Origin of the sequence: Ligilactobacillus saerimneri DSM 16049, assembly GCF_000423265.1 — a bacterium.
Lineage (GTDB): Bacteria > Bacillota > Bacilli > Lactobacillales > Lactobacillaceae > Ligilactobacillus > Ligilactobacillus saerimneri.
The window spans coordinates 1-23,656 of record NZ_AUHQ01000016.1; the positions used below are offsets into that span (position 1 = coordinate 1).

Here is a 23,656-nt window from a genome sequence, read left to right on the forward strand (position 1 = left end):
AATTGATTCAGATTAACTGGTATCTGAATTCACGGCCACTCAAATGTTTGAACTGGCGAACTCCAATTGAGATCTTTTTGCTTAATCTGCGTCATTAAATTTGTTCAAGTTATTTATTGCAATCTACCATATTGATAATGTTTTTACAGACGTCCCTGTTTTAACAATTCTATTTCATCATGCTTTAATTCCCGGTACTCACCAGAAGTTAAACCCTTAAGCGTAAGGAAACCATATGTTTCTCGCTTCAGCTTCTTAACTGGATGTCCAATTGCTTGAAGCATTTTTTTCACTTGGTGATTTCGACCTTCATGAATTGTCAACGATACAATAGCTGTTTGCTTCTTCATGTCAGTACTCAATACCTTACTTTTAGCTGGGGCTGTCTTGCGCCCATCAATGATTATCCCATGCCGTAACTTTTCTAACTCGTCATTGGTAGGGATTCCCGCAACCTTAGCAACATAGGTCTTGTTGACCTTATACCGTGGATGCATCAACTTATTAGCTAAGTCGCCATCATTGGTCATCAAAAGTAGACCTGAAGTATCATAATCTAGACGTCCTACTGGGTAAAGGCGTTGCTGATAAATATCTTTAAAAAAGTCAGTTACTACTTTCCGCCCCTTATCATCTTTAGCTGCGGAAATGACCCCGCGTGGCTTATAAAACAAGATGTATACTTTTTGTTCGCGCTCAATTAACTGCCCATCGACAAGCACAACGTCCGCACCAGTTACTTTTGTACCTAGTTCCTTGACTACTTGTCCGTTAACTTGTACACGCCCTGCCTTGATCATCCGTTCGCTTTCACGCCGTGATGCCACACCGGCTCTAGCCATTACTTTCTGTAGTCTCTCTGCCATTCTTTTCTCCTTCTGTTTGTTCCAAAGAACTATTGAATAACTTCATAAAATCAGTAGAATTATTCCCCTCAGTCTGTAAAACTTGTTCCTCATCAACTGCTGGTAAATCCCTTAGACTTGTGAGTCCAAAAAAATCTAAAAAATGATCTGTTGTCCCGTACTTAAAAGGTCGTCCGGGAATATTTAATCGTCCCTGTTCGGTAATCAGATCATATAATAATAACTTTTGAATCACACCTGCAGACTGTACTCCACGAATTTCTTCAATTTCCACCCTGGTAACAGGTTGTTTATAGGCAATGATCGCTAATGTCTCCAATGCCGCCTTAGATAAAGTCGTCATTGCTGGCGATTCAAAATATTCTTTAACTACTGTTGCTAAGCTTTTTTTAGTTGCTAGGCGATAGGTTTCTCCCGCAGTTAATAGACACAAGCTTGTGTCAGGATCAGCGGCATACTTCGCCTCTAACGCCGCTAATTGCTCCTTGACTGCTGGCTTCATCATATTGGTGAGTTGGGATAACTGTCCTAACGTTATCCCTTCACTCCCACTCACAAACAGCAAACTCTCAATTTTTGCTTTATTTGATAACATTATTACCCTCACTAGTAATCATAATCGGTTCAAAGTTTGCCGCCTGTTGTACTCCAGCTTCACCTATTTTTACCAACTCCAGCAAAGCCAAGAAAACCGTTACCAGGTGTTCGACAATATTATCTGGAAACAACCCTTCAAAAGCGACAACACGCTCCACCTTCAGACGTTGTCTAATGGTATTCATCTCAGATTTAATATTGTAACGTTCTGGATGTACCTGTGGTTGTGCAAACTTCACGAACTTTTTTCGTTGTAAGATTTTAACAAAGGCTGTTTGTAACTGTTCAACTGTTGTTGACTCTGGGCACAGTTGCCCTAATTGAGCATCAAGAGGTGGCGCAGCCTGTTCACGCGAATAACTAAGTTCTCGTTCAGATGCCAAATCAGCCAACTTAACGCCTATTTCCTGATATAACTGGTGCACTAATAATTGTTGAACCAAATCATTCCGTGGATCCTCCTCATCTACATCAGCAGATGATGCCTCTTGCTCCTGCGGTAATAAAAGCCTACTCTTGATATTCATCAAAGTAGCTGCCATTACCAGATATTCACCTGCAATATCCAGACGTAATTCTTTCATTTGGTGAAGATAATCCATATATTGCGATGTGATCGCTGTCATTTGAATATCATAGATATTCATCTCGTTTTGGCGAATCAAATGTAATAGCAGATCTAATGGTCCTTCAAAACTGGTTAATTTGAAGGTTAACTTCTTTTCGTGGGATTCCAGTTTATTCACTACGCTTCTGCTCCCATTTAGTAACAAACGATGCTGTCTCCATATTACCCATCAATTTTAAATTAGGGAGACGTTCGCTCAAGGCAGTTAACATCTTATAAGTTACCCCTTCATTCCGTTGTGCTGGTGAAACAGCGATCTGCCGCACAATAATAAATTCATCGTTTAATTCGACCCCAATAATCCCTGTGAAATCTTCATCTTCGTTTTTCCACAAAAACAATGCCCGATTATCTTCAGCCTGATACCAGTCGATTTCTTGCTTTAGTCGTGCAAAATCTTTCAAATCTGGGATAAATGACAATAACCCCATCGCAATTTTTTGGTAGTCATTTTTATACTTATACAGCATTTTGACCTCCATACCCCGTTCATTAGTCAATATATAGTAATGTAACATAACTTTGCATCTCGAACCAGTTAAGCTCTGGGATGCGTCTCTTTATAAATCTCTGCTAGTCTCTTATGCGATAAGTGTGTATAGATCTGAGTAGTTGAAATATCAGCATGTCCTAGAAGTTCTTGAACAACCCGCAAATCAGCTCCATTTTCTAAAATATGTGTTGCAAATGAATGTCGCAACGTATGTGGTGTAACATCCTTCGTTATTCCAGCTTGCTGTGTATACTCCTTTATTTTTTTCCAGATTCCCTGCCGACTTAGCTTATTACCATGAAAATTAACAAATACGTATTCACTATTTTTATTCTTCAACAGCTGCGGGCGCGCATCCTGTAAATATTTTTCAACCCAAGCACAAGCAGCATCTCCGATGGGAACGATTCTTTCCTTGTTCCCCTTTCCTAACGTTTGCAGTAATTGCAACGGCAGGTGCAAATCACTGAGTTTGAGATTAACTAACTCGCTTACCCGTAAGCCGGTTGCGTACATCAACTCCAAAAGTGCGCGATCACGCACGCCTAATGTTCGGTTAACATCCGGCATTGCTAATAATTTATCCACTTCATCCGGTGATAATACAGCTGGCAAATGTTTTTGCTTTTTAGGTAAGTCCACTAGTACCATCGGATTAGTGGTAATTTTTTCTTCCTGAATCAAATACTGAAAAAAGCGTCGCAGACTGGTTGTACTCCGAATAATAGAAGAATTAGCCTTTCCTTGTTCTTGTTGCCTTTGCATGTAATCAACCACATTATGATTGGTCACTGCTTCGAAAGTAGTTATTTTTTGCTGTTGTAAATAAGTAGCAAATTCTGCTAAATCATGTCCATAACTAGTTACAGTGTTGGTAGTTAATCCCCGTTCAACCAGTAAATAGTGCAAGTAATCTGCAATAATATCTGTTAGCGCATCATTGTTGCTCATTAAGAATCAACTCGCCTTCACGTTGCTGAACCAATCCAGCTTTCATCAGGTGACCAACACTCCGCTTAAATTGCCCCTTACTAATACCAAAGTAAGCTTTGATAGCAGCAGGAGTACTCTTATCTGTATATGGTAGATGGCCTTGATTTTGCTTTAAGGCAGCCAGTATCATCTGTGCATCTTCACTAATCGCCTCATAAGCCCGGGGTTGAAGTGATAAATTGAGCCGCCCGTCAGCGTGAACATCAATTACCCGTGCCTGAACAACTTGCCCCAAATACGGCTCTTGTTCCCGTTCTCCATGATAAATAAAACCTAAGTAATAATCACTAGTCAACACCAGGGTCCCTGCACGCTTAAGCCGGTATACCGTCGCTGTAACTTCACGATTCATCATCCGTTTATCGGCCTGCACACTTACTTGGCGGATCAAATCATCCGTTGCCAGTTTACCCCAAATACGATCCTTGTCATCAACTGTCAATGCTAACAGTAACCGACTCCCCTTCTGAGGCCATAAATGCCGTAGAAGTGGCAAATCATCACTAGAAATAGCAATATCCTTATCAGGTAAACCAATATCAACAAAGACACCCAAGTCACCATGGCTTCCTACAACTGTCCCCCAAGCATATTGGTCACGCCCAACTTTAGGGACCTGTTTAGTCATCACCAATTGGTGGTGTTCATTTTGATAAGCAAATCCTGAAATAACTGCTCCCGGTCGCGGAACTTTCTTTAGTTCTTTTTTTGCAATTCGAAAAGTATGCCCATCAACCTGGGCGAAAACATAATTATCATTTTCATCCGTCACAGTTGCCCGGACCGTTCGTGCCAAATAATCTTTTAGCATCTTATCCTCCCTATGTAAAGCTCAAATGTAAAAAAGTAACAATATAGTAGGTGATTCCCGCTGCGATAATTGGTCCAGCAGCTACTCCCTTTAAAAAGACTACCCCGATGATAGTCCCTAAAACCAGGGCCACGGTCACTTGCGGTGTATCAGTTAATAGGTTTACTCCATGCCGTGAGAGAATAGCAACGGCAATGCCACATCCCACCGCAATCCATCCCGCTGGTGTTTTCATTGCATGCAAAAGATCAATAAAACGAATCTTTCCCGTTGCAATTGGAATTAATATTGCTATTGAAATTAACGTCACACCCCAGTTAATACCCTTACTTTGAATAAGTGGAAATAGCTTAGAACTTAACGGAGGTAATAACTTAATCCCCAGTACAATAAATGTGGCAATCAATAGGGAATTATTACGGCCAACAAAAGCTATCCCTAATATTGCCAGCAAAAATAACCAACTCTCCATATTTTTCCTCGCAATCATAATACATATGTTTTTATCATACCAAAAATATCCCTTAAAATCAGCTATCCAGTACGGATATAAATAAAAATGGATGGCAGATAAATCTACCATCCATTTATTTTTAGTGTTGCTAATGAGCCAAACTCATTGATTCACTTCTAAAAATTAAAGTGTGTTAGATACACCGTTGTAAACAATACCACGACGACTATCAACAGTGATAGTTTCACCGTTACCGATCAAGCTAGTAGCGTTCTTTGCCCCAACGATAACAGGAATACCCATGGAAATACCTACAACTGCAGCGTGAGAAGTCAAGCCACCGTTTTCAACAACTAAAGCAGCAGACTTTTGAATAGCTGGAGTGTAGTCCTTATCAGTTGTTTCAACAACTAATACGCCACCTTCAACAGCATTTTCGTTAGCTTCTTGTGCTGAATGTGCAATAACTGCCTTACCAATAACAGTTTCATCACCAACACCTTGACCTTCAGCAAGCTTGGAGCCGATTAATTGGATCTTCATGATGTTAGTAGTGCCCTTTTCACCCACAGGTACACCAGCAACGATCAAGATCAAATCGCCTTCCTTAGCGAAACCAGACTTCTTAGCTTCTTCAGTAGCTAATTCGAACATGTCGTCAGTAGAAGCTGGAGTTTCAGCGATAACAGGGTGAACACCCCAGTTAACAGTCAAGCCACGTTGAGTCCGTTCATCGAATGTAACTGCTAAAATGTTAGCATTTGGACGATACTTGGAAATCATCCGTGCAGTGTGACCAGACTTAGTTGCAGCAACAATTGTCTTGATGTTCAAGTTGTCAGCAGCTTCAGCAACAGCACGACCGATGGCTTCAGTAACATCAGTCTTGTCAAAGTCGTTCAAGCTGATCCGTTGGTTGTGACGCAAAGCATTTTCAGCCTTGATGTCGATCCGTGCCATAGTAGCAACAGACTTAACTGGGTAATCACCGTTAGCTGATTCACCAGAAAGCATCGTTGCATCAGTACCATCCCAAACAGCGTTGGCAACGTCAGAAGCTTCGGCACGAGTTGGACGTGGGTTTTCTTGCATAGAGTCTAACATTTGTGTTGCAGTGATAACTGGCTTACCAACAGCATTACACTTTCTGATCAATTCCTTTTGTACCAAAGGAACGTTTTCAGTTGGAATTTCAACACCCATGTCCCCACGAGCAATCATCAAACCATCAGAAACCTTAATGATTTCATCAAAGTTGTTGATACCTTCTTGTGATTCAATCTTAGGGAAGATTTGCACGTGTTCCATGTGCTTTTCTTCTAAGAGTTCACGAATATCTAAAACGTCTTGAGGCTTCCGTACGAATGAAGCAGAAATATAGTTGATTTCGTTGTCCAAACCGAAGCGAATATCACTAGAATCTTTTTCAGTGATACCAGGCAAGTTGATGGAAACGCCAGGAGCATTAACACCCTTACGTGAACCTAAAGTCCCTTCATTAAGAACCTTAACAACTAATTCACGATTAGCTTCGTCCTTTTCTTCAACTTGCATATCAAGCAAACCGTCATCAAATAAAACGTGGCCGCCTACATGAACGTCATCATAAAGACCTTCATATGTAACAGCAATCTTTTCCTTAGTAGTTTCAAGGGATGAGTCCATTGAAATACGTACTACATCACCAATAGCATAAGTTACGTTACCATTAGCTTGCTTAGTAGTCCGAATTTCAGCACCCTTTGTGTCAAGCATCAAACCTACAGTCTTGCCTGTCACTTTTTCAGCTTCATGAACTAACTTCATCCGACCTAAATGTTCTTCGTGGTCCCCGTGTGAGAAGTTAAAACGGAATACGTTAGCACCTGCTTCAATCAATTTAACAATTGTATCAAGATCGGAACTAGCTGGTCCTAATGTACTAACAATTTTGGTTTTCTTCATGAGTAAAACCTCTCCTTTGAAAAATATTAAAGATGACTTTTATGTCGCTCTTTACAAAAAATTAAAAACGTTAATCAAACCGCTGTTTATTTAAAACGTAAACGGTCATTCAAGTCTAACAGAGTTGTATCTGTATGATGTTTGTGATTTTCAAGCGTATCGATAATATCATGTGCTACAAGTTGGTTATCCTTGATACCAATTGCTAAACCACCCTTGCCTTCAAGTAATAACTTGATAGCATAGTCGCCTAAACGAGCAGCTAATACACGGTCCTTAGCAGTTGGTACACCCCCACGTTGAACGTGAGCCAAAGTGATTGCCCGACTATCGAAATCACCGTATTGGTCAAGTTGTTCCTTGAAGTCAGCAGCAGACATCACACCTTCTGCAATGACAATGATACCATAATCCTTGCCGTGCTTACGGTTTTCTTCCAAGTGTTCAGCAATTGCTTTGATATCATATTCACGTTCTGGGATAACAATTGCATCAGCAGCTGTGGCAACCCCAGCCCATAAAGCAATATCGCCGGCACCCCGACCCATCACTTCAACAACGAAATGACGTTGGTGAGAACGAGCAGTATCAGTAACCCGGTCCAATGCATCAACACAAACGTTAACAGCTGTATCGAAACCGATAGTAAAATCAGTCCCTGGAATATCATTATCAATAGTCCCTGGGATCCCGATAGAGTTGAACCCTAACTTAGTTAGCTTTTCAGCACCGTGGTATGAACCATCGCCACCAATCACAACTAAGGCATCAATTCCAAATTTCTTTAACTGTTCGATCCCTTTCAATTGTGTTTCTCTTTCAGCAAATTCAGGGAACCGTGCAGAGTATAGAATTGTACCACCACGGTTAACAATTGTATCTAAATCCTTTAAAGAATTCATGTTAAAGATATTACCTTCAACTAAGCCCTTGTAACCGTAGTTAATCCCGAATGCTTCTAACCCTGCATCCATTGCAGCCCGTGCGATCGCACGAACAGCTGTATTCATACCAGAGGAGTCGCCACCGCTGGTCATAATACCAATGCGTTTCATATTGTCCACCTCAAAAATTATTATTCTCTAATTTCTTTTCTTGTTCAAAAGTAATATTATCACTTTTATACGGAATTGTCTTGTATTTTTTATTCATAGTAAGCAGTTTTTCTGATTTATCTATCATTTATCCTTATTTCAAGACAACATTAGTTTCTCCTAAGATTTCTCTAAGCGCTTTCTGGGTTAAATGACTGGGATTCAACCATAATTTTCGCGCTAAAACTTGTTGCCGTTTACTTTGCTGGTCAACAACAATAACTGGTGTTTTCCCCCTATTTTCCTTCATTTTTGCAAATAAATATTGCCGTTGCTGCAAGCTGAAATCGGCTGGAAGCCGTAAATAATATACTTGTGGAACAACATTAGCTGCTAATTGAATATCATTAGCCACTAGCTTAAGACCATAATGTTGTTCTGCTTTACCTTCTATTAGATACACTTGATTAGCTTGCAAGTTCATCCCGATTCTTCGGAACAAATTAGGGAAAACTGTCACTGAAATATTGCCACTGCTATCACTTGCAGTTAAAAAGGCCATTTTCTCCCCCTTTTTAGTCAGAATTGTTTTAATTTGTTGTACATATAACAAAACCGACTGCTTTTGACCTACTATCAACTCAGTAATTGATACCAATGGATAAAATAAGCCCAAACGTTTGAACTCATCAACTGGATGTGCTGAAAGATAGACACCAAGATAATACTGCTCCTTAGCTAACTTTTCATTCAATGATAGGCGTTGGAAATCGGTCCGTTCTTTAGGACGCAAAGTTTGACTGTCAATTCTTTGCGCCTGAGGACTACTTTTATCGTGAATCATAATACTGCTGTTATCGACCAATTGTTGCAACCGTACTAGGAGCTTTTCACGTAATGGTTCATTACTATCAAATGCTCCACTGTAAATCAGTGGCGTTATTGTCTCAACTTTCTGAAAATTCTGGTCAATTCGGTGGAAAAAGTCATCAAAATCCCGATACTTTCCCCCTGCTTTTCGCTGACTAATGATTTCGGTAATAAAATCACGACGTAACCCCTGAATTGCTCCTAAACCAAAATATACTTGCTGGTTACGAATCACAAAATACATTTGCGATTGATTGATATCTGGCCCGTGCAATGGCACTCGTTGCTTACGCGCGGCAGTCACATATTCACGCATCTTTGGCCCTGAACCAAGTGCTGTATTCATAATTGAGGCATAGAAAGCCTGGGGAAAATGTACTTTAATGTACGCTAACTCAAACGCCATCTTGGAGTATGCCAAGGCGTGGGACTTGTTAAACCCATAATTAGCAAATTGTTCAATATATGAATATACATGTTCTGCTTCAGTGGTTGAGTACCCTTTTTTAGTTGCCCCCTCAATAAATTGGTTTTTCATTTGCGCAATCAAGTCTTTGTTCTTTTTGCTCATTGCACGCCGCAGAATATCCGCCTGACCTAAAGAAAAACCACCCATTGTGGCTGCCACAAGCATTACTTGTTCTTGATAAACAATAATGCCATATGTTTCACGCAAGATTGCTTCCAAACTAGGAGCAGGATAAGTTATAGGTTTTTGCCGGTGCTTACGAGCCACAAATTCTCCAATGTTTTCCATTGGTCCAGGACGATAGAGTGCATTAACAGCAACAACATCCTCAAAACTTGTCGGATGAACTTGACGTAAAACACTCCGAATACCATTCGACTCAAACTGAAAAACTCCGGTCGTAGCTCCCGCTTGGAACAAGTCCAGCGTTTTTTCGTCGTTGAAGTCAATCATATTCAAATCGAAATCAGCTTGGTAATTTCGTTTAACTAATGTCAGAGCATTATCCAAAATGCTCAAGTTCTTCAAACCTAAAAAGTCTATTTTGAGCAAACCTACCTGTTCAACCCCCAGCTTGGTATACTGGGTTAACAAAATACCATCACTGCCCAGTTGCAAAGGAACTGATTGCGTTAGCGGATAATCACTCAAAATCACTCCGGCAGCATGTGTTGAGTAGTGCCGTGGAAGTCCTTCAATCATCATTGCCACCGTATACATCAGTTTATTTTTGTCGGTAGCGTTAACTAAATTTTGTAACGCTTGCGAATGCTGATACGCTGTTTGTAAATCTGTTGCGTTACGTACAGGTACTGCCTTGCTCCACGTTGCTAACTCGTCATTGGTCATTCCCATCACACGTCCAACATCGCGTAAAGCCTGCTTTACCCCGAATGTCCCAAAGGTAATAATTTGTGCAACATGGTTATGCCCATACATTTGATGAACGTGGTCGATTATCAAACTCCGCTTCATATCAGGAATATCCAGATCAATATCCGGCATTTGCGCTCGTTCTTCGTTCAAAAAACGTTCAAACAGCAAATGATAACGTAAAGGATCAACATCCGTAATCCCTAGTGCATAAGCCACCAATGATCCTGCAGCCGACCCCCGGCCGGGACCAACCATAATTTGATTTTGGCGTGCAAAAGCCGTAACTTCCCAAACGATGAGAAAATAATCATCAAAACCCATACGATGAATAGTTGCTAACTCTTGTTCCAAACGTATTTGATATGCTGGGCTTTCTGTATTAGCAATAGCATTTTGGCGTAGCCGTCGGGCTAACCCCTGTTCCGCCTGCTGCCGTAAATATGAAGTGGCTGTTTGTTTATTTGGCACCGGGAAATGTGGCAGTTGTGTTGGAGGAAAAGCAAGTTTCAGCTCTATGTCTTGAATCAACTTATCCGTCTGAGCATATTCACTGGCCAACCCATTAGCCTGATAAATTCGTTGATATTCTGCACTAGTCTTGAGGTAATCCAATCCTGCTGCCCGTTTACTCAGCTGTTCTTTCGTCAATTTTTGATCGTTCTTAACAGCTTGCAAAACTTCAACACTGAAATAATCGGTACTTTTAAGGTAACGTACTTGTGAACATGCCACCGTTTTAATCTCGGCTTGAGCACTTAGCATCCGTGCTTCTGCCAATAAATCTGGATGGACTCGCTCATCTATTCCCAAAAATAATTGCGCACGTGCCGTTATTTTTTGCAAATCTGGTAAAATCTGCCGTGCATACATTAGTTGTGCTCCAGCAAAAATCCCGTCTTCCCGATTAGCATCAGGTAATAAAACGATTGCTAACCCCTGCAAAAAGCCACCGATATCTGCCACAGTTAACTCTCTAGTTGGGGTTTCTTCTTTGGCAATCATTTTCAGTGAAGATAACTCAAGTAAATTCTGATAACCTTGCTTATTTTTGGCTAAAAGCAATAGGCGTTTGTTTCCTACTGGGTCCATTTCTAGTTCAAGTCCAAGTATTGGCTTGATTCCATAACGATGACACTCTTGATAGAAAGCTAACGCTCCATACATGACATTAGTATCGGTCAGCGCTAACGCCTGATATCCCATTTTTTTGGCTGCTTGCACATACTCTTTTATGCGGAGAGTACTTTCCAATAAACTAAAGCAGCTTGTGACTTTTAATGGACTAAACATTTTTTCACTTCCTATCTTACCGAATGTTCTCTCCAACATTAATTATACAAAAACCTGTTCCTTCTTCAAAACAACGCTCTTTTTTGAAAGCGTTATCTAATTATTATAGGGAATTCATCTATCCCTTATTATATACTCACGTTAAACAGCAAACTATCATTGTTATCAAGGCTTAAGATATGCTAAACTAAAGTTAATGTGAGGTGTTTCCACATGGGAAAACAAATTATTATTTTAGCTTGGAGTGTAATTTACGGTGAAGTTATGGGCTATGTTGCCGCTGCTTTAGCCGGATTCACTTTCGACGCCAAAATGTCAGCTATTGTTTCTGGGATTGGCGGTCTTGTTTTGATCAATGCTTTATTAGCATTCGTTAAGGATCCTAAGAAAGCTAAAAACTAAAACATCCTATTCCCAGGTAAACACAAAGCGGGGCAAGATCTTAATGATCTTACCCCGCTATTTTTTACGCTTGATGCTGTGCCGTTAGCTTAGCAATCGCAACAATTACATCACAAGCTTTCGCCATTACTTGTGTAGAAACAAATTCAAACCGTCCGTGCATATTTTCGCCACCGGCAAAGATATTCGGAGTTGGTAAACCCTTAAAGGAGATGATCGAACCATCAGTCCCACCACGAACTGGGAATATAGCTGGTTCAATATCCAACTGCTTCATTGCTTGCTCTGCAATTTCAACTACTGTCATATCTTTAGCAATGACTTCACGCATGTTGTAGTATTCATCCTGAACATCCACAATCACTCGCGGTGTTGGATACTTAGCATTTATTTTTTGTGCAATATCCAGCAGCATCTGTTTACGGTCTTCAAAGGCTTGGCGATCATGATCTCTAATGATATACGTCATTTGCGCCTCTTCAACAGTTCCATTTAAACTTAATAGGTGGAAAAAGCCTTCCCGGCCATCCGTTTTCTCAGGAACCTCATTTGTTGGTAATTGACCATCAAATGCTTCTGCTAATTTAAGTGCATTGATCATAATCCCCTTAGCAGTTCCAGGATGCACATCTTTCCCCAGTAATATAACTTTTGCTTGTGCAGCGTTAAAAGTTTCGTACTGTAATTCACCTAGCGGACCACCATCAATAGTATAAGCAAAGTCTGCACCAAATTCATTAACATCAAAATGTTGTGCTCCCTGCCCAATTTCTTCATCAGGCCCAAAACCAATTCTAATCAGACCGTGCTTAATTTCTGGATGAGCAAGTAAATAAGCTGCTGCTGAAACAATCTCAGCTACACCCGCTTTGTCATCAGCCCCTAACAAAGTCGTTCCATCCGTCGTGATCAGATCATGCCCGGCATAGTTTTTAAGGTTAGGAAATTCTGCTGGATCTAAATGATATTTCCCGTCAGCATCAAGAGGAATAACCGCTTGCCCATCATAATTCTTCACGATTTGTGGGTTAACGTTATGCGCATTAAAGTCTGCTGTATCAATATGAGCGATAAAACCTACAGTCGGGACATTGACATCCGGTGATAGGTTACTTGGGATACTTGCTAAAACATATCCACTTACCGGCGAGATTTTAACGTCGCTTAAACCCAGATCACGTAATTCCTGCGCTAATGTTTTGGCAAATTCTACCTGACTAGGCGTTGAAGGAACTGTATTTGAATCTTCATTTGACCGTGTTTCGGTTTTGACATATTTAATAAACCGTGTCACTAAATCTTGATATTTTTCCATTTTTACCACCTCTGTGATTTATTTAAATAAAGCTAAATGGATCAGTATTAATTTTAGATGAGACAACTTGAATTTGCCAATCATTCTCATCACTCCACTGCTCAAACATGCTTTGAAGATGTGATTTGCAAATGGCCTCAAAATGATGTCCTGGGTCAATTACACTCAGCCCTGAAGCAATAATATCATGTCCTGTATGATAAGTTACATCTGCTGTCACATATACATCAGCCCCTTGCCGCAACGCCTGCGGATAAAAGCGACTGCCACTTCCCCCTAAAACGGCTACTGTCCGTACTAAACGTCCAGGATCTGAAGTCACCAACCGTACATGATCCACTCCTAAGACGTTCTTGCAGAACTTCGCATACTCAGTCACTGTTGTTGCTTCAGCCAATGTACCAATCCGCCCCATTCCGTACGGAGTACCAAAATTTTCTAACCGATATAAATCAAATACTGGTTCTTCATAAGGATGGCTAGCATACATCGCTTGTAAAACTTTATTCTTATCACGTGCTGCGACCACCACTTCAACTTTGACTTCAGATACTGCAGTTGCTTCATTTATATTGCCAATTGTCGGCTGCGCATCTTTTCCTGGCACAAAATATCCGGTTCCTGGTGCCGTATAGGCACAACCTGTATACTCGCCGATACAGCCTGCGCCAGCAGCATTCAAAGCTTGACGAACATGATCTTCTGCCTTTACAGGAACATACACTGCCAGCTTATAGTAATCAGGATACCTCAGGGGCATCAAGGGTTTAGTATGCTCAATTTGCAAGAGTTCTGCAAGCCAGTCATTCATCCCGCCGTTGGCATTATCTAAATTAGTATGTGCCCCGTATACGGTAATATCATGTTTGATTAATTCTGCATACATTTGATTTTGCGGAACACTTAAATCAAATTTTGTTATTGGCTTAAACATTGCGGGATGGTGAGCAAAAATGAAATCTACATCTTCTGCAATCGCTTCAGCAACTACTTCAGGACGCACATCCAATGTCACCATTACTTTATGAACTTCTTGCTCAAGACTTCCTAACTGCAAGCCAATGGGATCTCCCTTTTCTGCCCACGCTGGCGGAGCAAACTGTTCGAATCTTTGTACAATATCTTTGACTTTAATCATCGGTTCCGATCACCTCTGTTATTTTAGTCATCTCTTGTTCAAGTTCTTGAATACGCACACTATAATCCTTTGGTGCTGCTTGAAGTTGAGCAATGATCTTCTGTAATTTTTCCCTTTCTTTTTGCCACTTAGCAATAAAAGCAGCATTTTTATCCTTTAAAAGATACGGGCCAAAGGTCAATTCATCCGCGCTTAACTCCTGACGTTGTGGAACAAACCGCGCTACCAAGATTTCGTAAATATGTCCATCTTCCGCTAATATCTCTTCACTGATAAGTTCATATTGATTAGTCTGCAACCACAGCCGCACATCCTTGGAGCCAACATTGGGTTGTAAAATCAACAATGGATGATTAACGAGCTTGTCCTTGCCTTTTTCCAAAATATTAGCTATTAACGGTCCTCCCATCCCACAGATAGTTATAGTATCAATTTCATCATCTAGGTTAATTGCGGCCAACCCATCTGCCAAACGGGCCTCAACCAAGTCTTGCAATCCTTCTTGAAGGATCTCATGGCGAGCGTTCTCATATGGTCCCTTAACAACTTCACCTGCAATCGCAAATGAGATCTGTTTTTGAAGCGCTAAATAAGCAGGCAAATAAGCATGATCTGACCCAATGTCCGCCAAACGTGCTCCCTGAGGAACATAGTTTGCAACCCGGATTAATCGTTGTGATAACTTATGTGCATCCATCTATATAAGTGTCCTTTCTATACCATCATATTTTCTTTACAATCAAGTATTAATAAAAAAGAGTAGAAAATATTGTTGCATCAATACTCTCCACTCCTTTATCACCGCGATCTTTTATTGTGAAATAAAGTTCAGCCTAAAGTTTTCATTAGCAACGGCTATGACAATCTTATAGGAAATCCTTCAACTGCTTAGAACGTGATGGGTGACGCAATTTTCTCAAAGCTTTAGCCTCAATTTGACGAATCCGTTCCCGAGTAACACCAAAGACTTGGCCGACCTCTTCTAGGGTCCGAGTCCGACCATCATCTAAACCAAAACGCAAACGTAAAACATTTTCTTCACGGTCAGTCAGTGTATCCAACACATTTTCTAATTGTTCTTTGAGCAATTCGTATGCAGCATGGTCAGCAGGACTAGTTGCATCCTGATCTTCAATAAAATCACCTAAATGTGAGTCGTCCTCTTCCCCGATAGGTGTTTCTAAAGAAACTGGTTCCTGTGCGATCTTGAGAATTTCGCGAACTTTTTCTGTTGGCATATTCATTTCCGCCCCAATTTCTTCAGGAACTGGTTCTCTTCCTAAATCTTGGAGTAATTGGCGTTGAATTCGGATCAATTTGTTAATTGTTTCCACCATGTGTACCGGAATCCGAATAGTCCGTGCTTGGTCAGCAATAGCCCGCGTAATGGCTTGTCGAATCCACCATGTTGCATACGTCGAAAACTTAAACCCTTTCCGATAGTCAAACTTTTCGACCGCTTTCATCAACCCCATATTTCCTTCTTGGATCAAATCAAGGAATGACATCCCCCGGCCAACGTAGCGTTTAGCAATCGAAACTACCAGCCGCAAGTTGGCTTCAGCCAACCGTTGCTTGGCTTCTTCATCCCCTTCTTCAATCCGCAGTGCCAACTCAACTTCTTGGTCTGCCGTCAAGAGGTCAACCCGACCAATTTCTTTAAGATACATCCGAACTGGGTCATTGATTTTCACACCCGATGGAGCGGAAACATCCTTTTTCATAGTCTCTTCTTGCTTCTTAGCAACTTTTAGGCTGTGGGCACTTGGTTCACCATTCTCATCAACAACGGAGATCCCAGCATCTTCAACTTTTTCAATTAATTGATCCATTTGATCAGCATCCAGACCCAATGGTGCAGCAATTTTATCACTTAATTCTGAATACTTAACTTGTTTGGTCTTTTTGTACTTTCTAATCAAAGACCGCACTTCTTTTTCATAAATGACTTTGTCAAATTTCTTGTTCTCTTCTTTTGCCAATTAAACTGCCTCCTAGTTTGTTTGTTGCTTCTGTAGAAGCTTTATTAACTTCGCTGTTAATTCTGTTAGTGTTTCAAAATCACCTTGGCGTTCTGCATTTTTGATAGCCATTTGTGTCTGGCCGATCTCCTGATGAAGAGGGACCTCCATAATAATACGTAGACAATCTTCAACTTCTTCCATACTGGTTTCAGAAGTATAATCCGCCATTTCGATTGAAACGATAACTTGGCGTAAATTGTCATCCTGCAAATAATCTAGAAAAGTTGCACTTTCATATTGCTGATAAATGTTGAAATATCCCTCAGCTAGCGTATAGATCAACTGGTATTCTTGGTCTACAAAATTAAATGATGTCATAGCATGTAGTTTGGTCCATACCACATGATCATGCAAAGCGCGATAAAGTAACAAACGCTCAGCTTTCTCAACCTGAGAATACTGCCGATCACTGCCGCTGTCCATAGGGGGAGTGATCCTTACTTCCACGTCTCGTTGCGGAGGTGGATCCGGCGCTCCGACTTGAGAAACAACCTGGTCAAGTTGAGCTCTCAAATCAGCACGTTCCAAATGGAACTCGTCTGCTAAACGATTCAAATATAAATCTTGCTGGATCCGATCATTTGTCTTTGCTAACTCAGGTAATACATCGTGTAAATAATCAACCTGGTCATCCTCATTCCGCATGTTACGCCCTTGACGGTAGAGCTGCATGAAAAAAGCAATTGGACTAACTCGATTCTCTTGGAGAATTTTTGCAAAATGCTCAAGCCCGTACTTATGTAGCGTCTCATCCGGGTCCATCTGGTCAGGCAACATAATCACACCAAGTTCCATCTTACCATATGGTTCTAACAGATCTAAGGTTCGTTTTGTGGCACGCTGACCTGGCTCGTCGCCATCATAGCAAATCAGTAATCGCCGTGCATGGCGCTCAAGCAAGTATATTTGATCTTCTGTGAGGCTTGTTCCCATGGAAGCAACCCCATTTTTTACCCCTGCACGATAAGCAGCCAGCACATCCATGAAACCTTCAAATAAAATAACTTCTTTTTGCCGCCGAATTTCGGCTTTAGCCTTATCAAAGTTAAACAAGATTTTTCGCTTATTAAAAATATCAGTTTCAGGCGAATTTAGGTACTTAGGAACCTGATCATTTTTGACTAAAATTCGACCCGAAAATGCTACTGGTCTACCAAAAGCGTCTCTAATTGGGAACATCACCCGCCCTTTAAAGCGATCGAACAGTTGTCCTTCTTGACTAGTGACGAATAATCCCGATTTATGCAAAAGCTGATAATCATCAAAGGCGCGATCTTTAAGATAAACCTCTAACAAATTCTCATCAGGTGCAAAGCCTATTTTAAACTCACGCAACAATTCATCTGACAATCCCCGAGCATGGACATAGTCTAAAGCTGCTTGTCCTGCCTCTGTTTCCATTAAAATATAATGGTACAAATCAACTGTTGTCTGATACATTTCCAGCAACTTTCTATTAGGTTCAGATACTTGCTGTTTCTGACCTGTATGCCGATACTGGTCATCAATTGTAATATTGGCCGCTTCGGCCACCTGGAAAACTGCTTCTGGAAAAGACAATCCCTGTAATTCCATCAAGAACTTGAAAACGTTTCCTCCGCGTCCACACGAAAAACAATGAAAGATTTGTTTCTTTTCATTAACCGAAAACGAGGGTGTGTTTTCAGAATGAAAAGGACACAACCCAAACCAGTTGCTACCTGAACGATGAAGTTGCACAAATTGACTGACAATATCATATATATTGACACTACTACGAACATTATCGATAACTTCTTCTGGAATCCGTGCCAACACTTCACTTCCTCACCTTTAAGCAATAAAGGGGATAAAATGGGTGTACTACCCCCAATGTTATTAGTCAAATCAAAATTAATTTTAGCTTACTTATTATCTTACTGCAAGTCCTTTACTCAAAAATAAATTTCCCATTGCCTCTTAATTCTTTGCATCCCCAATGAAAACTGCTACAATTTTTATATTCTATTGTTAAGTAAAGGAGTGTTTGCACACAATGTCCGCTCAGGAGAAGCCCATTTGGCAAAGAAATCTCTATGTTCTCTGGGTCAGCGTCTTTCTTGCCGGAATAGCTTTCTCAGAATTCAACCCTTTTCTCCCGCTTTTTATCAGTACATTAGGACACTTTTCGCACCGACTTTTGACTTTTTATTCAGGAATTGTTTATTCTGCTACCTTCATCGTCTCAGCTGCAACTGCCCCATTCTGGGGAAAACTGGCTGATAAAAAAGGGCGGAAACCGATGATTCTGCGTTCTGCTGCGGGGATGGCAGTTGTTATTTTTCTAATGGGTTTAGTTACAAGCGTTTGGCAGCTAATCGCACTGCGCGCCTTTCAAGGCCTTTTTGCTGGTTTAGTCAGCAACTCTATCGCGCTAGTTGCAACTGAAACACCCAAGGCTCATAGCGGTAAGGCGCTAGGTAGTCTCACAGCATCACTTACTGGAGGCACATTACTTGGTCCCCTTCTAGGAGGAACCCTTGCCTCTCTTTTTTCTTATCGAATGACCTTTTTTATCACTGGGGTAATTTTAGCTTCGATCTTTTTTATCATAGCTTTTTTTGTGCATGAGAATGATTTCCATCCCGTTACAGAAAAGAAACTAAATTCTGTTCGTGGTGTTCTCAACGAATTACGTGCTCCCCGGGTAATCATTGGCTTACTTATCACAACTATGATCATCCAGGCTACAAACTACTCTATTAATCCCATCGTTTCATTATACGTAAAGGACTTAATGAACGGTGCACACGGAGTTACCTTCGTTAGTGGGCTTGTTTCCGCTCTTCCTGGTCTAGCAACGATGTTAGTTGCTTCACGCTTTGGCGATTTGGGTGATCATATTGGTACTGCCAAAATCTTGATGCTCGGTTTTGTAATGGCAACAGTCTTTTTCACTGCAACTGCTTTCGTTCATCATGTTTGGCAATTAGCCGTGTTGCGATTCTTAGTCGGTGTTTCTGACGCTACGATGCTTCCCCAGGTTCAAACCCTGCTAACTAAAAATACGCCCGCTAAAATCACCGGACGTATTTTCAGCTGGAATCAAAGTTTTCAGTACCTGGGTAACATCTGCGGGCCACTATTAGGTTCGGTTGTTTCGGGGACATTTGGTTATAGTGGTGTTTTCCTTTTTTCAGCATTACTAGTCGTTTTAAACATGGTTCTGTTCCGGCAAAATGTTTACCGCCACCAAACAAAATAAATTCTAGAAATACAAAAAAGCAACGGTGATGAATACCCGTTGCTTTTTTCTTTACTTAACTTGAACTTCTTCTAGTGAACCGAATGAAGCAGTTAACGCTGCAATTTGTACTAACTGCGCTAAACGATTTTGCTTTACTGCTACATCGTCAACCATGATCATTGTTTCATCAAAATATGCATTAATTGCATCTTTTAGTGAATGTAGAGCATCAAATTGAGCAGCTAATGATTCAGTTGCATACCCAGTAGCTACATGTTCATATCGATCTGCCAACACCCGTTCACTTTCGTTTTCAAATAATGTTGGATCAATCTTTGTACTCATACCATCCTTGGACCCAGCTTTACTTGCTAAACGGGTAACCCGCGTCAAGGCTTCTACTGTATCTTTAAAATCAGTATCATCCTTGTGCGCCATCAGTACTTGTGCAGCTTGATCGACATGCACAAACGAATTGCTCTTATTGGCTAACACAGCCATCAAAATATCACGCCGGTAATCAGTAGTATCAGCTAAGATCTGGTGTAACCGATCGAACAGGAAGCTCCGCACAGCAGTAGCCACTTTAGCTTCTGGTTGAATTTTAGTATACAAATCAGCTCTTTGTGCATACGCTTCTTGAATTGCTTCTTCTAATAACGGACCAGAAACTTCCCAATTATTTGCTAAAGCGATCCGGACAATCCCTGTCGCTTGACGGCGCAAGGCATATGGATCGTTGGACCCACTTGGAATCATTCCTGCAGCAAAGAATGCTTGAATACTATCGATCTTATCAGCAATAGACAAGATGGCCCCCACTTTGGTTTGTGGCAGTTCACCTTCCGCTGAAATTGGCATGTATTGTTCACGAATAGCAGTAGCCACTTGGGAATCTTCTCCCATCAATTTGGCATAGATTTCACCCATGACCCCCTGCAACTCAGAAAATTCACCGACCATTTCAGTGACTAAGTCGAACTTGTAGATCTGAGCTGCTCGGTCTAAAGCAGTAAGCTCTGATTCCATCAAACCTAACTTCTTGCCCAGATAGCCAGCAATCAAGCGTACTCGTTCCATCTTTTGGGCAATAGAACCAATCTTGTCATGGAACATTACATCCTGCAAACGACCAACATAATAAGCACTATCATGCTTTTGATCTTCTGCATAGAAGAAAGCTGCATCTTCAAGCCGTGCTGTCAACACTTTTTCGTTCCCGGCAATCACATTCTCTAAGTGATCGGTGTTCCCGTTACGCACGGAAACAAAGTTTGGCAGCAAATTACCGTTTTGATCTGTAACATAGAAGAAGCGTTGGTGATCTCGCATCGACGTGATGAGAACTTCATCTGGAATTTGAAGATATTGTTCTTTGAACGAACCCGCAAAAACTGTTGGCCATTCTACTAGATTATTGACTTCTTCCAGCAGGTCGTCTTCAACAACAATCTTCCAGTTGTTGGCCTGAGCAAGCTTTTCGATTTGCTGCACAATAGCATTTTTTCTCTCGTGTGCATCAACAATAACCTTTTCTTGGCGCAGTGCTTCCACATAAGCTGCTGGGTTAGCAATCGTTACAGGGTGCCCCAAGAATCGGTGTCCTTGTGATGTCCGACCGGTTGCAATATTCAAAATATTGAATGGAACTACTTCATCATCCAATAAAGCAACCAGCCATTTGATTGGGCGAACATATTCAAAGTCATTGGATCCCCACCGCATCATGGTTGGAAACTTGAGACTCATTGCCACATCCTTCATTCCTTGCAGAACTTCAGCAGCTGCCTTCCCAGGGATAAATTTCTTAGCATAAACATATTCTGTTCCCTTAAGCTCTTTAAAGAATAAGTCATCAACGGTTAACTTTTGGCCACGAGCAAATCCTTGAGCAGCTTTAGTCCAGTTGCCATCTGCATCCAGCGCAATCTTTTTGGATGGTCCTTTAGCTTCTTCTTCAATGTCATCTTGCTTATCAGCCAAACCAACCACTTCAACTGCCAACCGACGCGGAGTTGAATATGTCTTGATTTCTGCAAAGGCTAAGCGCTGTTCTTTAAGAAAAGCCGCCGTCTTAGTTGCTAATTGGTTAACACTAGGAGTAACTACGTGGGCTGGTATTTCTTCCAGGCCAATTTCAAGTAAAAATGTATGTGTCATTTTATTACTTCTCCTCCTTTAACAATTCTGCTCTGAGCTTTTCATCTTTAATTAATGGGAAACCTAATTTCTTACGTTCTGCCACAAATACTTTGGCAACAGAACGAGCCATATTCCGAATTCGGGAAAGATATCCAGCCCGTTCTGTAACTGAAACAGCCCCCCGTGCATCTAACAAGTTAAACGTATGGCTACATTTCAAAATATAATCATATGCTGGGTGCACTAATCCATTTTCCAATTGGCGCTTAGCTTCCTTTTCATACACATCAAACAGTTTCAACAACATGTCCTGGTTACTTTCTTCAAATGAATACTTGGATTGTTCGTATTCAGGTTCTTTGAAGATATCACCGTACTTAACACCATCAGCCCATTCTAGTTCAAAGACATTGTTAACATCTTGAATATATGAAGATAAGCGTTCTAGTCCATATGTTACTTCGGCTGCAACAGGTTTAACTTCTAAACCACCCACTTGTTGGAAATAAGTGAACTGTGTGATTTCCATTCCATCAAGCCACACTTCCCAACCAACACCAGCACAACCCATTGATGGGTTCTCCCAGTTATCTTCAACAAAGCGGATATCATGTTCCAGCGGTTCAATCCCTAAAGCGCGTAAGCTATCTAAGTATAGCTCTTGGATATTACTTGGTGATGGCTTCATTAACACTTGGAATTGGTGGTGCTGATACAAACGGTTAGGATTCTCACCATAACGTCCATCAGCTGGACGCCGTGAAGGTTCAACATATGCCACGTTCCATGGTTCTGGTCCAATTGCCCGCAAAAAAGTATACGGACTCATCGTTCCCGCGCCCTTTTCAGTGTCGTATGATTGCATCAACATACAACCCTGTTGGGCCCAAAATTCTTGCAAAGTCAAAATGGTGTCTTGCAAAGTTAATTTTTTCTTTGTCATTTCAAAGCTCCTTATCTTAAATAATTCGAAACTGACATTTATGACGCCATAAAAAAAGCCTATGCGACACAAATGCCACATAGGGACGATTTCGAAAATCGCGGTTCCACCCTACTTCTAGGATTACCTAGCAACTTAATTCGATAAAGCTCCGAAAGTGCCAATCATTAAGGTCCAGGATCTGCTCTCACCAACCAGACTCGCTTTGCCCTTTACCAAAATGTCCTCTTTCATCATTGCTTCTTTAATATTATAAACCTAAGGATAGTCTAGCCATTATCATTTGTCAATAACTCCAGCCACTTAATTCTTACACATTAATCCGTGGTATTGTTCTTTGTGCGTGGTGCAAGTGGTCGGATGTGAGTTCGCATCAACTTACTCAAAAAACGTTTAGCCGGAATATAGATTCCTACCATGTCATAATAAATCTGGTCCAAAGCATGGTGTAGATCTGCTTTTGTTTCTGGGCGGACTCGAATTGCAGACACCTTATGCAGATTAACCGCAGCTAAACGTTGCATAAAAAGTACAGTTCTTGGCGTTAAATGGAGGCGATTAGGATCTAGTTGCCAATGCCGTTGGCACAAAAGCCCCCCATATTCTTCAGAAAAATCCATTGGTCGATCATTTTGCTGACAAATTACACAATGTTTTAACTCCGGTTGAACCCCAAACAGTTGCAACATTTGTAACTCGATGACGCTAGTTATGATTAAAGGATCTAATCCTTGATTGATCAAAAACAGGGCTTGCTCAATAGTTGCGTACCATTTGATGGCTAATTGGTCATCATCACCAAAAGCCACCCGACTTAATTCCAAAATGTAGGTTGCATATGCATTTAGGGTAATGTCTTCTACAATGTTCTGATACTGTTCAGCATCAGATACGTTAGTGATAAACGATAACCCAGTAGTACTAATATCCCCAATATAGGTTGCCTTCGTGAAGGGAATAATACCTGCTCCCCATTTAAATCCACGTTTACGAACTCCACGCACAAAGAAGGTTTTGAATCCGAATGATGACGTCAGAATACGTACTAGCATATCACGTTCTTTATAATTTTTCCGTGATACTACAATACCTGTAAATGTTTGTCCGCGGAAAAGTGCCATGATACCCTCCATTCCCAAATAAAAAAGGGAAGTTTTTCTGA

Annotated in this window: 20 protein-coding genes and 1 pseudogene; 3 read left to right on the plus strand and 18 right to left on the minus strand. The window is 41.0% G+C overall.

Features of this window, described 5'->3' with window-relative positions; all coding sequences use genetic code 11:
* Positions 1-98: pseudogene (locus G541_RS10390) on the plus strand (IS30 family transposase); the annotation flags it as partial.
* A gap of 45 nt (positions 99-143) precedes the next feature.
* On the opposite strand, the gene G541_RS0105270 reads toward G541_RS10390, so the two are convergent.
* From G541_RS0105270 to G541_RS0105320, 10 genes are all read right to left on the minus strand, one after another.
* Entirely contained in the window at positions 144-866 is a 723-nt protein-coding gene (locus G541_RS0105270; protein WP_027826749.1) for a pseudouridine synthase, read from the minus strand.
* Positions 835-1,461, minus strand: coding sequence for an SMC-Scp complex subunit ScpB (gene scpB, locus G541_RS0105275; protein WP_027826750.1), 627 nt, complete (start codon positions 1,459-1,461; stop codon positions 835-837). The genes G541_RS0105270 and scpB overlap by 32 nt, the downstream gene beginning before the upstream one ends.
* On the minus strand, positions 1,448-2,209 hold the full coding sequence (locus G541_RS0105280) for a segregation and condensation protein A (RefSeq protein WP_235806356.1): 762 nt from the start codon (positions 2,207-2,209) through the stop codon (positions 1,448-1,450). The genes scpB and G541_RS0105280 overlap by 14 nt, the downstream gene beginning before the upstream one ends.
* Positions 2,202-2,561: a GNAT family N-acetyltransferase gene (locus tag G541_RS0105285; RefSeq protein ID WP_027826752.1), complete on the minus strand. Its 360-nt coding sequence runs from the start codon at positions 2,559-2,561 to the stop codon at positions 2,202-2,204. Before G541_RS0105285 ends, G541_RS0105280 begins: the two co-directional genes overlap by 8 nt.
* 68 nt (positions 2,562-2,629) lie before the next feature.
* Positions 2,630-3,535 carry a site-specific tyrosine recombinase XerD gene (gene xerD / locus G541_RS0105290; RefSeq protein ID WP_009554549.1) on the minus strand — a complete coding sequence of 302 codons (906 nt, stop codon included), beginning with the start codon at positions 3,533-3,535 and terminating at the stop codon, positions 2,630-2,632.
* A complete protein-coding gene (locus G541_RS0105295) occupies positions 3,522-4,388 on the minus strand; it encodes a CvfB family protein (RefSeq protein ID WP_009554551.1) in 867 nt (288 codons plus the stop codon). The genes xerD and G541_RS0105295 overlap by 14 nt, the downstream gene beginning before the upstream one ends.
* Positions 4,389-4,398: 10 nt before the next feature.
* Positions 4,399-4,860, minus strand: a complete 462-nt coding sequence (locus tag G541_RS0105300) for a DUF441 domain-containing protein (protein ID WP_009554553.1) — start codon at positions 4,858-4,860, stop codon at positions 4,399-4,401.
* A 165-nt stretch (positions 4,861-5,025) separates the two neighbouring features.
* The gene (gene pyk / locus G541_RS0105305) at positions 5,026-6,786 is read right to left on the minus strand and encodes a pyruvate kinase (protein ID WP_009554555.1); all 1,761 of its coding nucleotides are present in this window, start codon (positions 6,784-6,786) and stop codon (positions 5,026-5,028) included.
* A gap of 86 nt (positions 6,787-6,872) precedes the next feature.
* Positions 6,873-7,841, minus strand: a complete 969-nt coding sequence (gene pfkA, locus G541_RS0105310; RefSeq protein WP_009554557.1) for a 6-phosphofructokinase — start codon at positions 7,839-7,841, stop codon at positions 6,873-6,875.
* A 133-nt stretch (positions 7,842-7,974) separates the two neighbouring features.
* Positions 7,975-11,325: a DNA polymerase III subunit alpha gene (locus tag G541_RS0105320; protein WP_027826754.1), complete on the minus strand. Its 3,351-nt coding sequence runs from the start codon at positions 11,323-11,325 to the stop codon at positions 7,975-7,977.
* 213 nt (positions 11,326-11,538) lie between these two features.
* Between G541_RS0105320 and G541_RS0105325 the strand changes: the two genes are divergently transcribed.
* A complete protein-coding gene (locus tag G541_RS0105325; RefSeq protein ID WP_009554561.1) occupies positions 11,539-11,727 on the plus strand; it encodes a DUF2929 family protein in 189 nt (62 codons plus the stop codon).
* Between the two features lie 64 nt (positions 11,728-11,791).
* Here the strand turns inward: G541_RS0105325 and pepT are convergent, their stop codons facing one another.
* From pepT to dnaG, 5 genes are all read right to left on the minus strand, one after another.
* On the minus strand, positions 11,792-13,042 hold the full coding sequence (gene pepT / locus G541_RS0105330; protein WP_027826755.1) for a peptidase T: 1,251 nt from the start codon (positions 13,040-13,042) through the stop codon (positions 11,792-11,794).
* Between the two features lie 22 nt (positions 13,043-13,064).
* A complete protein-coding gene (locus tag G541_RS0105335; protein ID WP_009554565.1) occupies positions 13,065-14,180 on the minus strand; it encodes a Nif3-like dinuclear metal center hexameric protein in 1,116 nt (371 codons plus the stop codon).
* Positions 14,173-14,877 carry a tRNA (adenine(22)-N(1))-methyltransferase gene (locus G541_RS0105340; protein WP_027826756.1) on the minus strand — a complete coding sequence of 235 codons (705 nt, stop codon included), beginning with the start codon at positions 14,875-14,877 and terminating at the stop codon, positions 14,173-14,175. Before G541_RS0105340 ends, G541_RS0105335 begins: the two co-directional genes overlap by 8 nt.
* A 169-nt stretch (positions 14,878-15,046) precedes the next feature.
* Positions 15,047-16,162, minus strand: a complete 1,116-nt coding sequence (gene rpoD, locus G541_RS0105345; RefSeq protein WP_009554569.1) for an RNA polymerase sigma factor RpoD — start codon at positions 16,160-16,162, stop codon at positions 15,047-15,049.
* 12 nt (positions 16,163-16,174) lie between these two features.
* Positions 16,175-18,001: a DNA primase gene (gene dnaG / locus G541_RS0105350; protein ID WP_081654786.1), complete on the minus strand. Its 1,827-nt coding sequence runs from the start codon at positions 17,999-18,001 to the stop codon at positions 16,175-16,177.
* 217 nt (positions 18,002-18,218) lie between these two features.
* On the opposite strand from dnaG, the gene G541_RS0105355 reads away from it, so the two are divergent.
* Complete coding sequence (locus G541_RS0105355; RefSeq protein WP_027826759.1) at positions 18,219-19,427, plus strand: MFS transporter; 1,209 nt, start codon at positions 18,219-18,221, stop codon at positions 19,425-19,427.
* Positions 19,428-19,478: 51 nt separating this feature from the next.
* On the opposite strand, the gene glyS is transcribed toward G541_RS0105355, so the two are convergent.
* From glyS to recO, 3 genes are all read right to left on the minus strand, one after another.
* A complete protein-coding gene (glyS, locus tag G541_RS0105360; protein ID WP_027826760.1) occupies positions 19,479-21,569 on the minus strand; it encodes a glycine--tRNA ligase subunit beta in 2,091 nt (696 codons plus the stop codon).
* 4 nt (positions 21,570-21,573) lie between these two features.
* Complete coding sequence (gene glyQ / locus G541_RS0105365; RefSeq protein ID WP_009554579.1) at positions 21,574-22,494, minus strand: glycine--tRNA ligase subunit alpha; 921 nt, start codon at positions 22,492-22,494, stop codon at positions 21,574-21,576.
* Positions 22,495-22,811: 317 nt separating this feature from the next.
* A complete protein-coding gene (gene recO / locus G541_RS0105370) occupies positions 22,812-23,615 on the minus strand; it encodes a DNA repair protein RecO (protein ID WP_009554582.1) in 804 nt (267 codons plus the stop codon).
* Between the last annotated feature and the right edge of the window lie 41 nt (positions 23,616-23,656).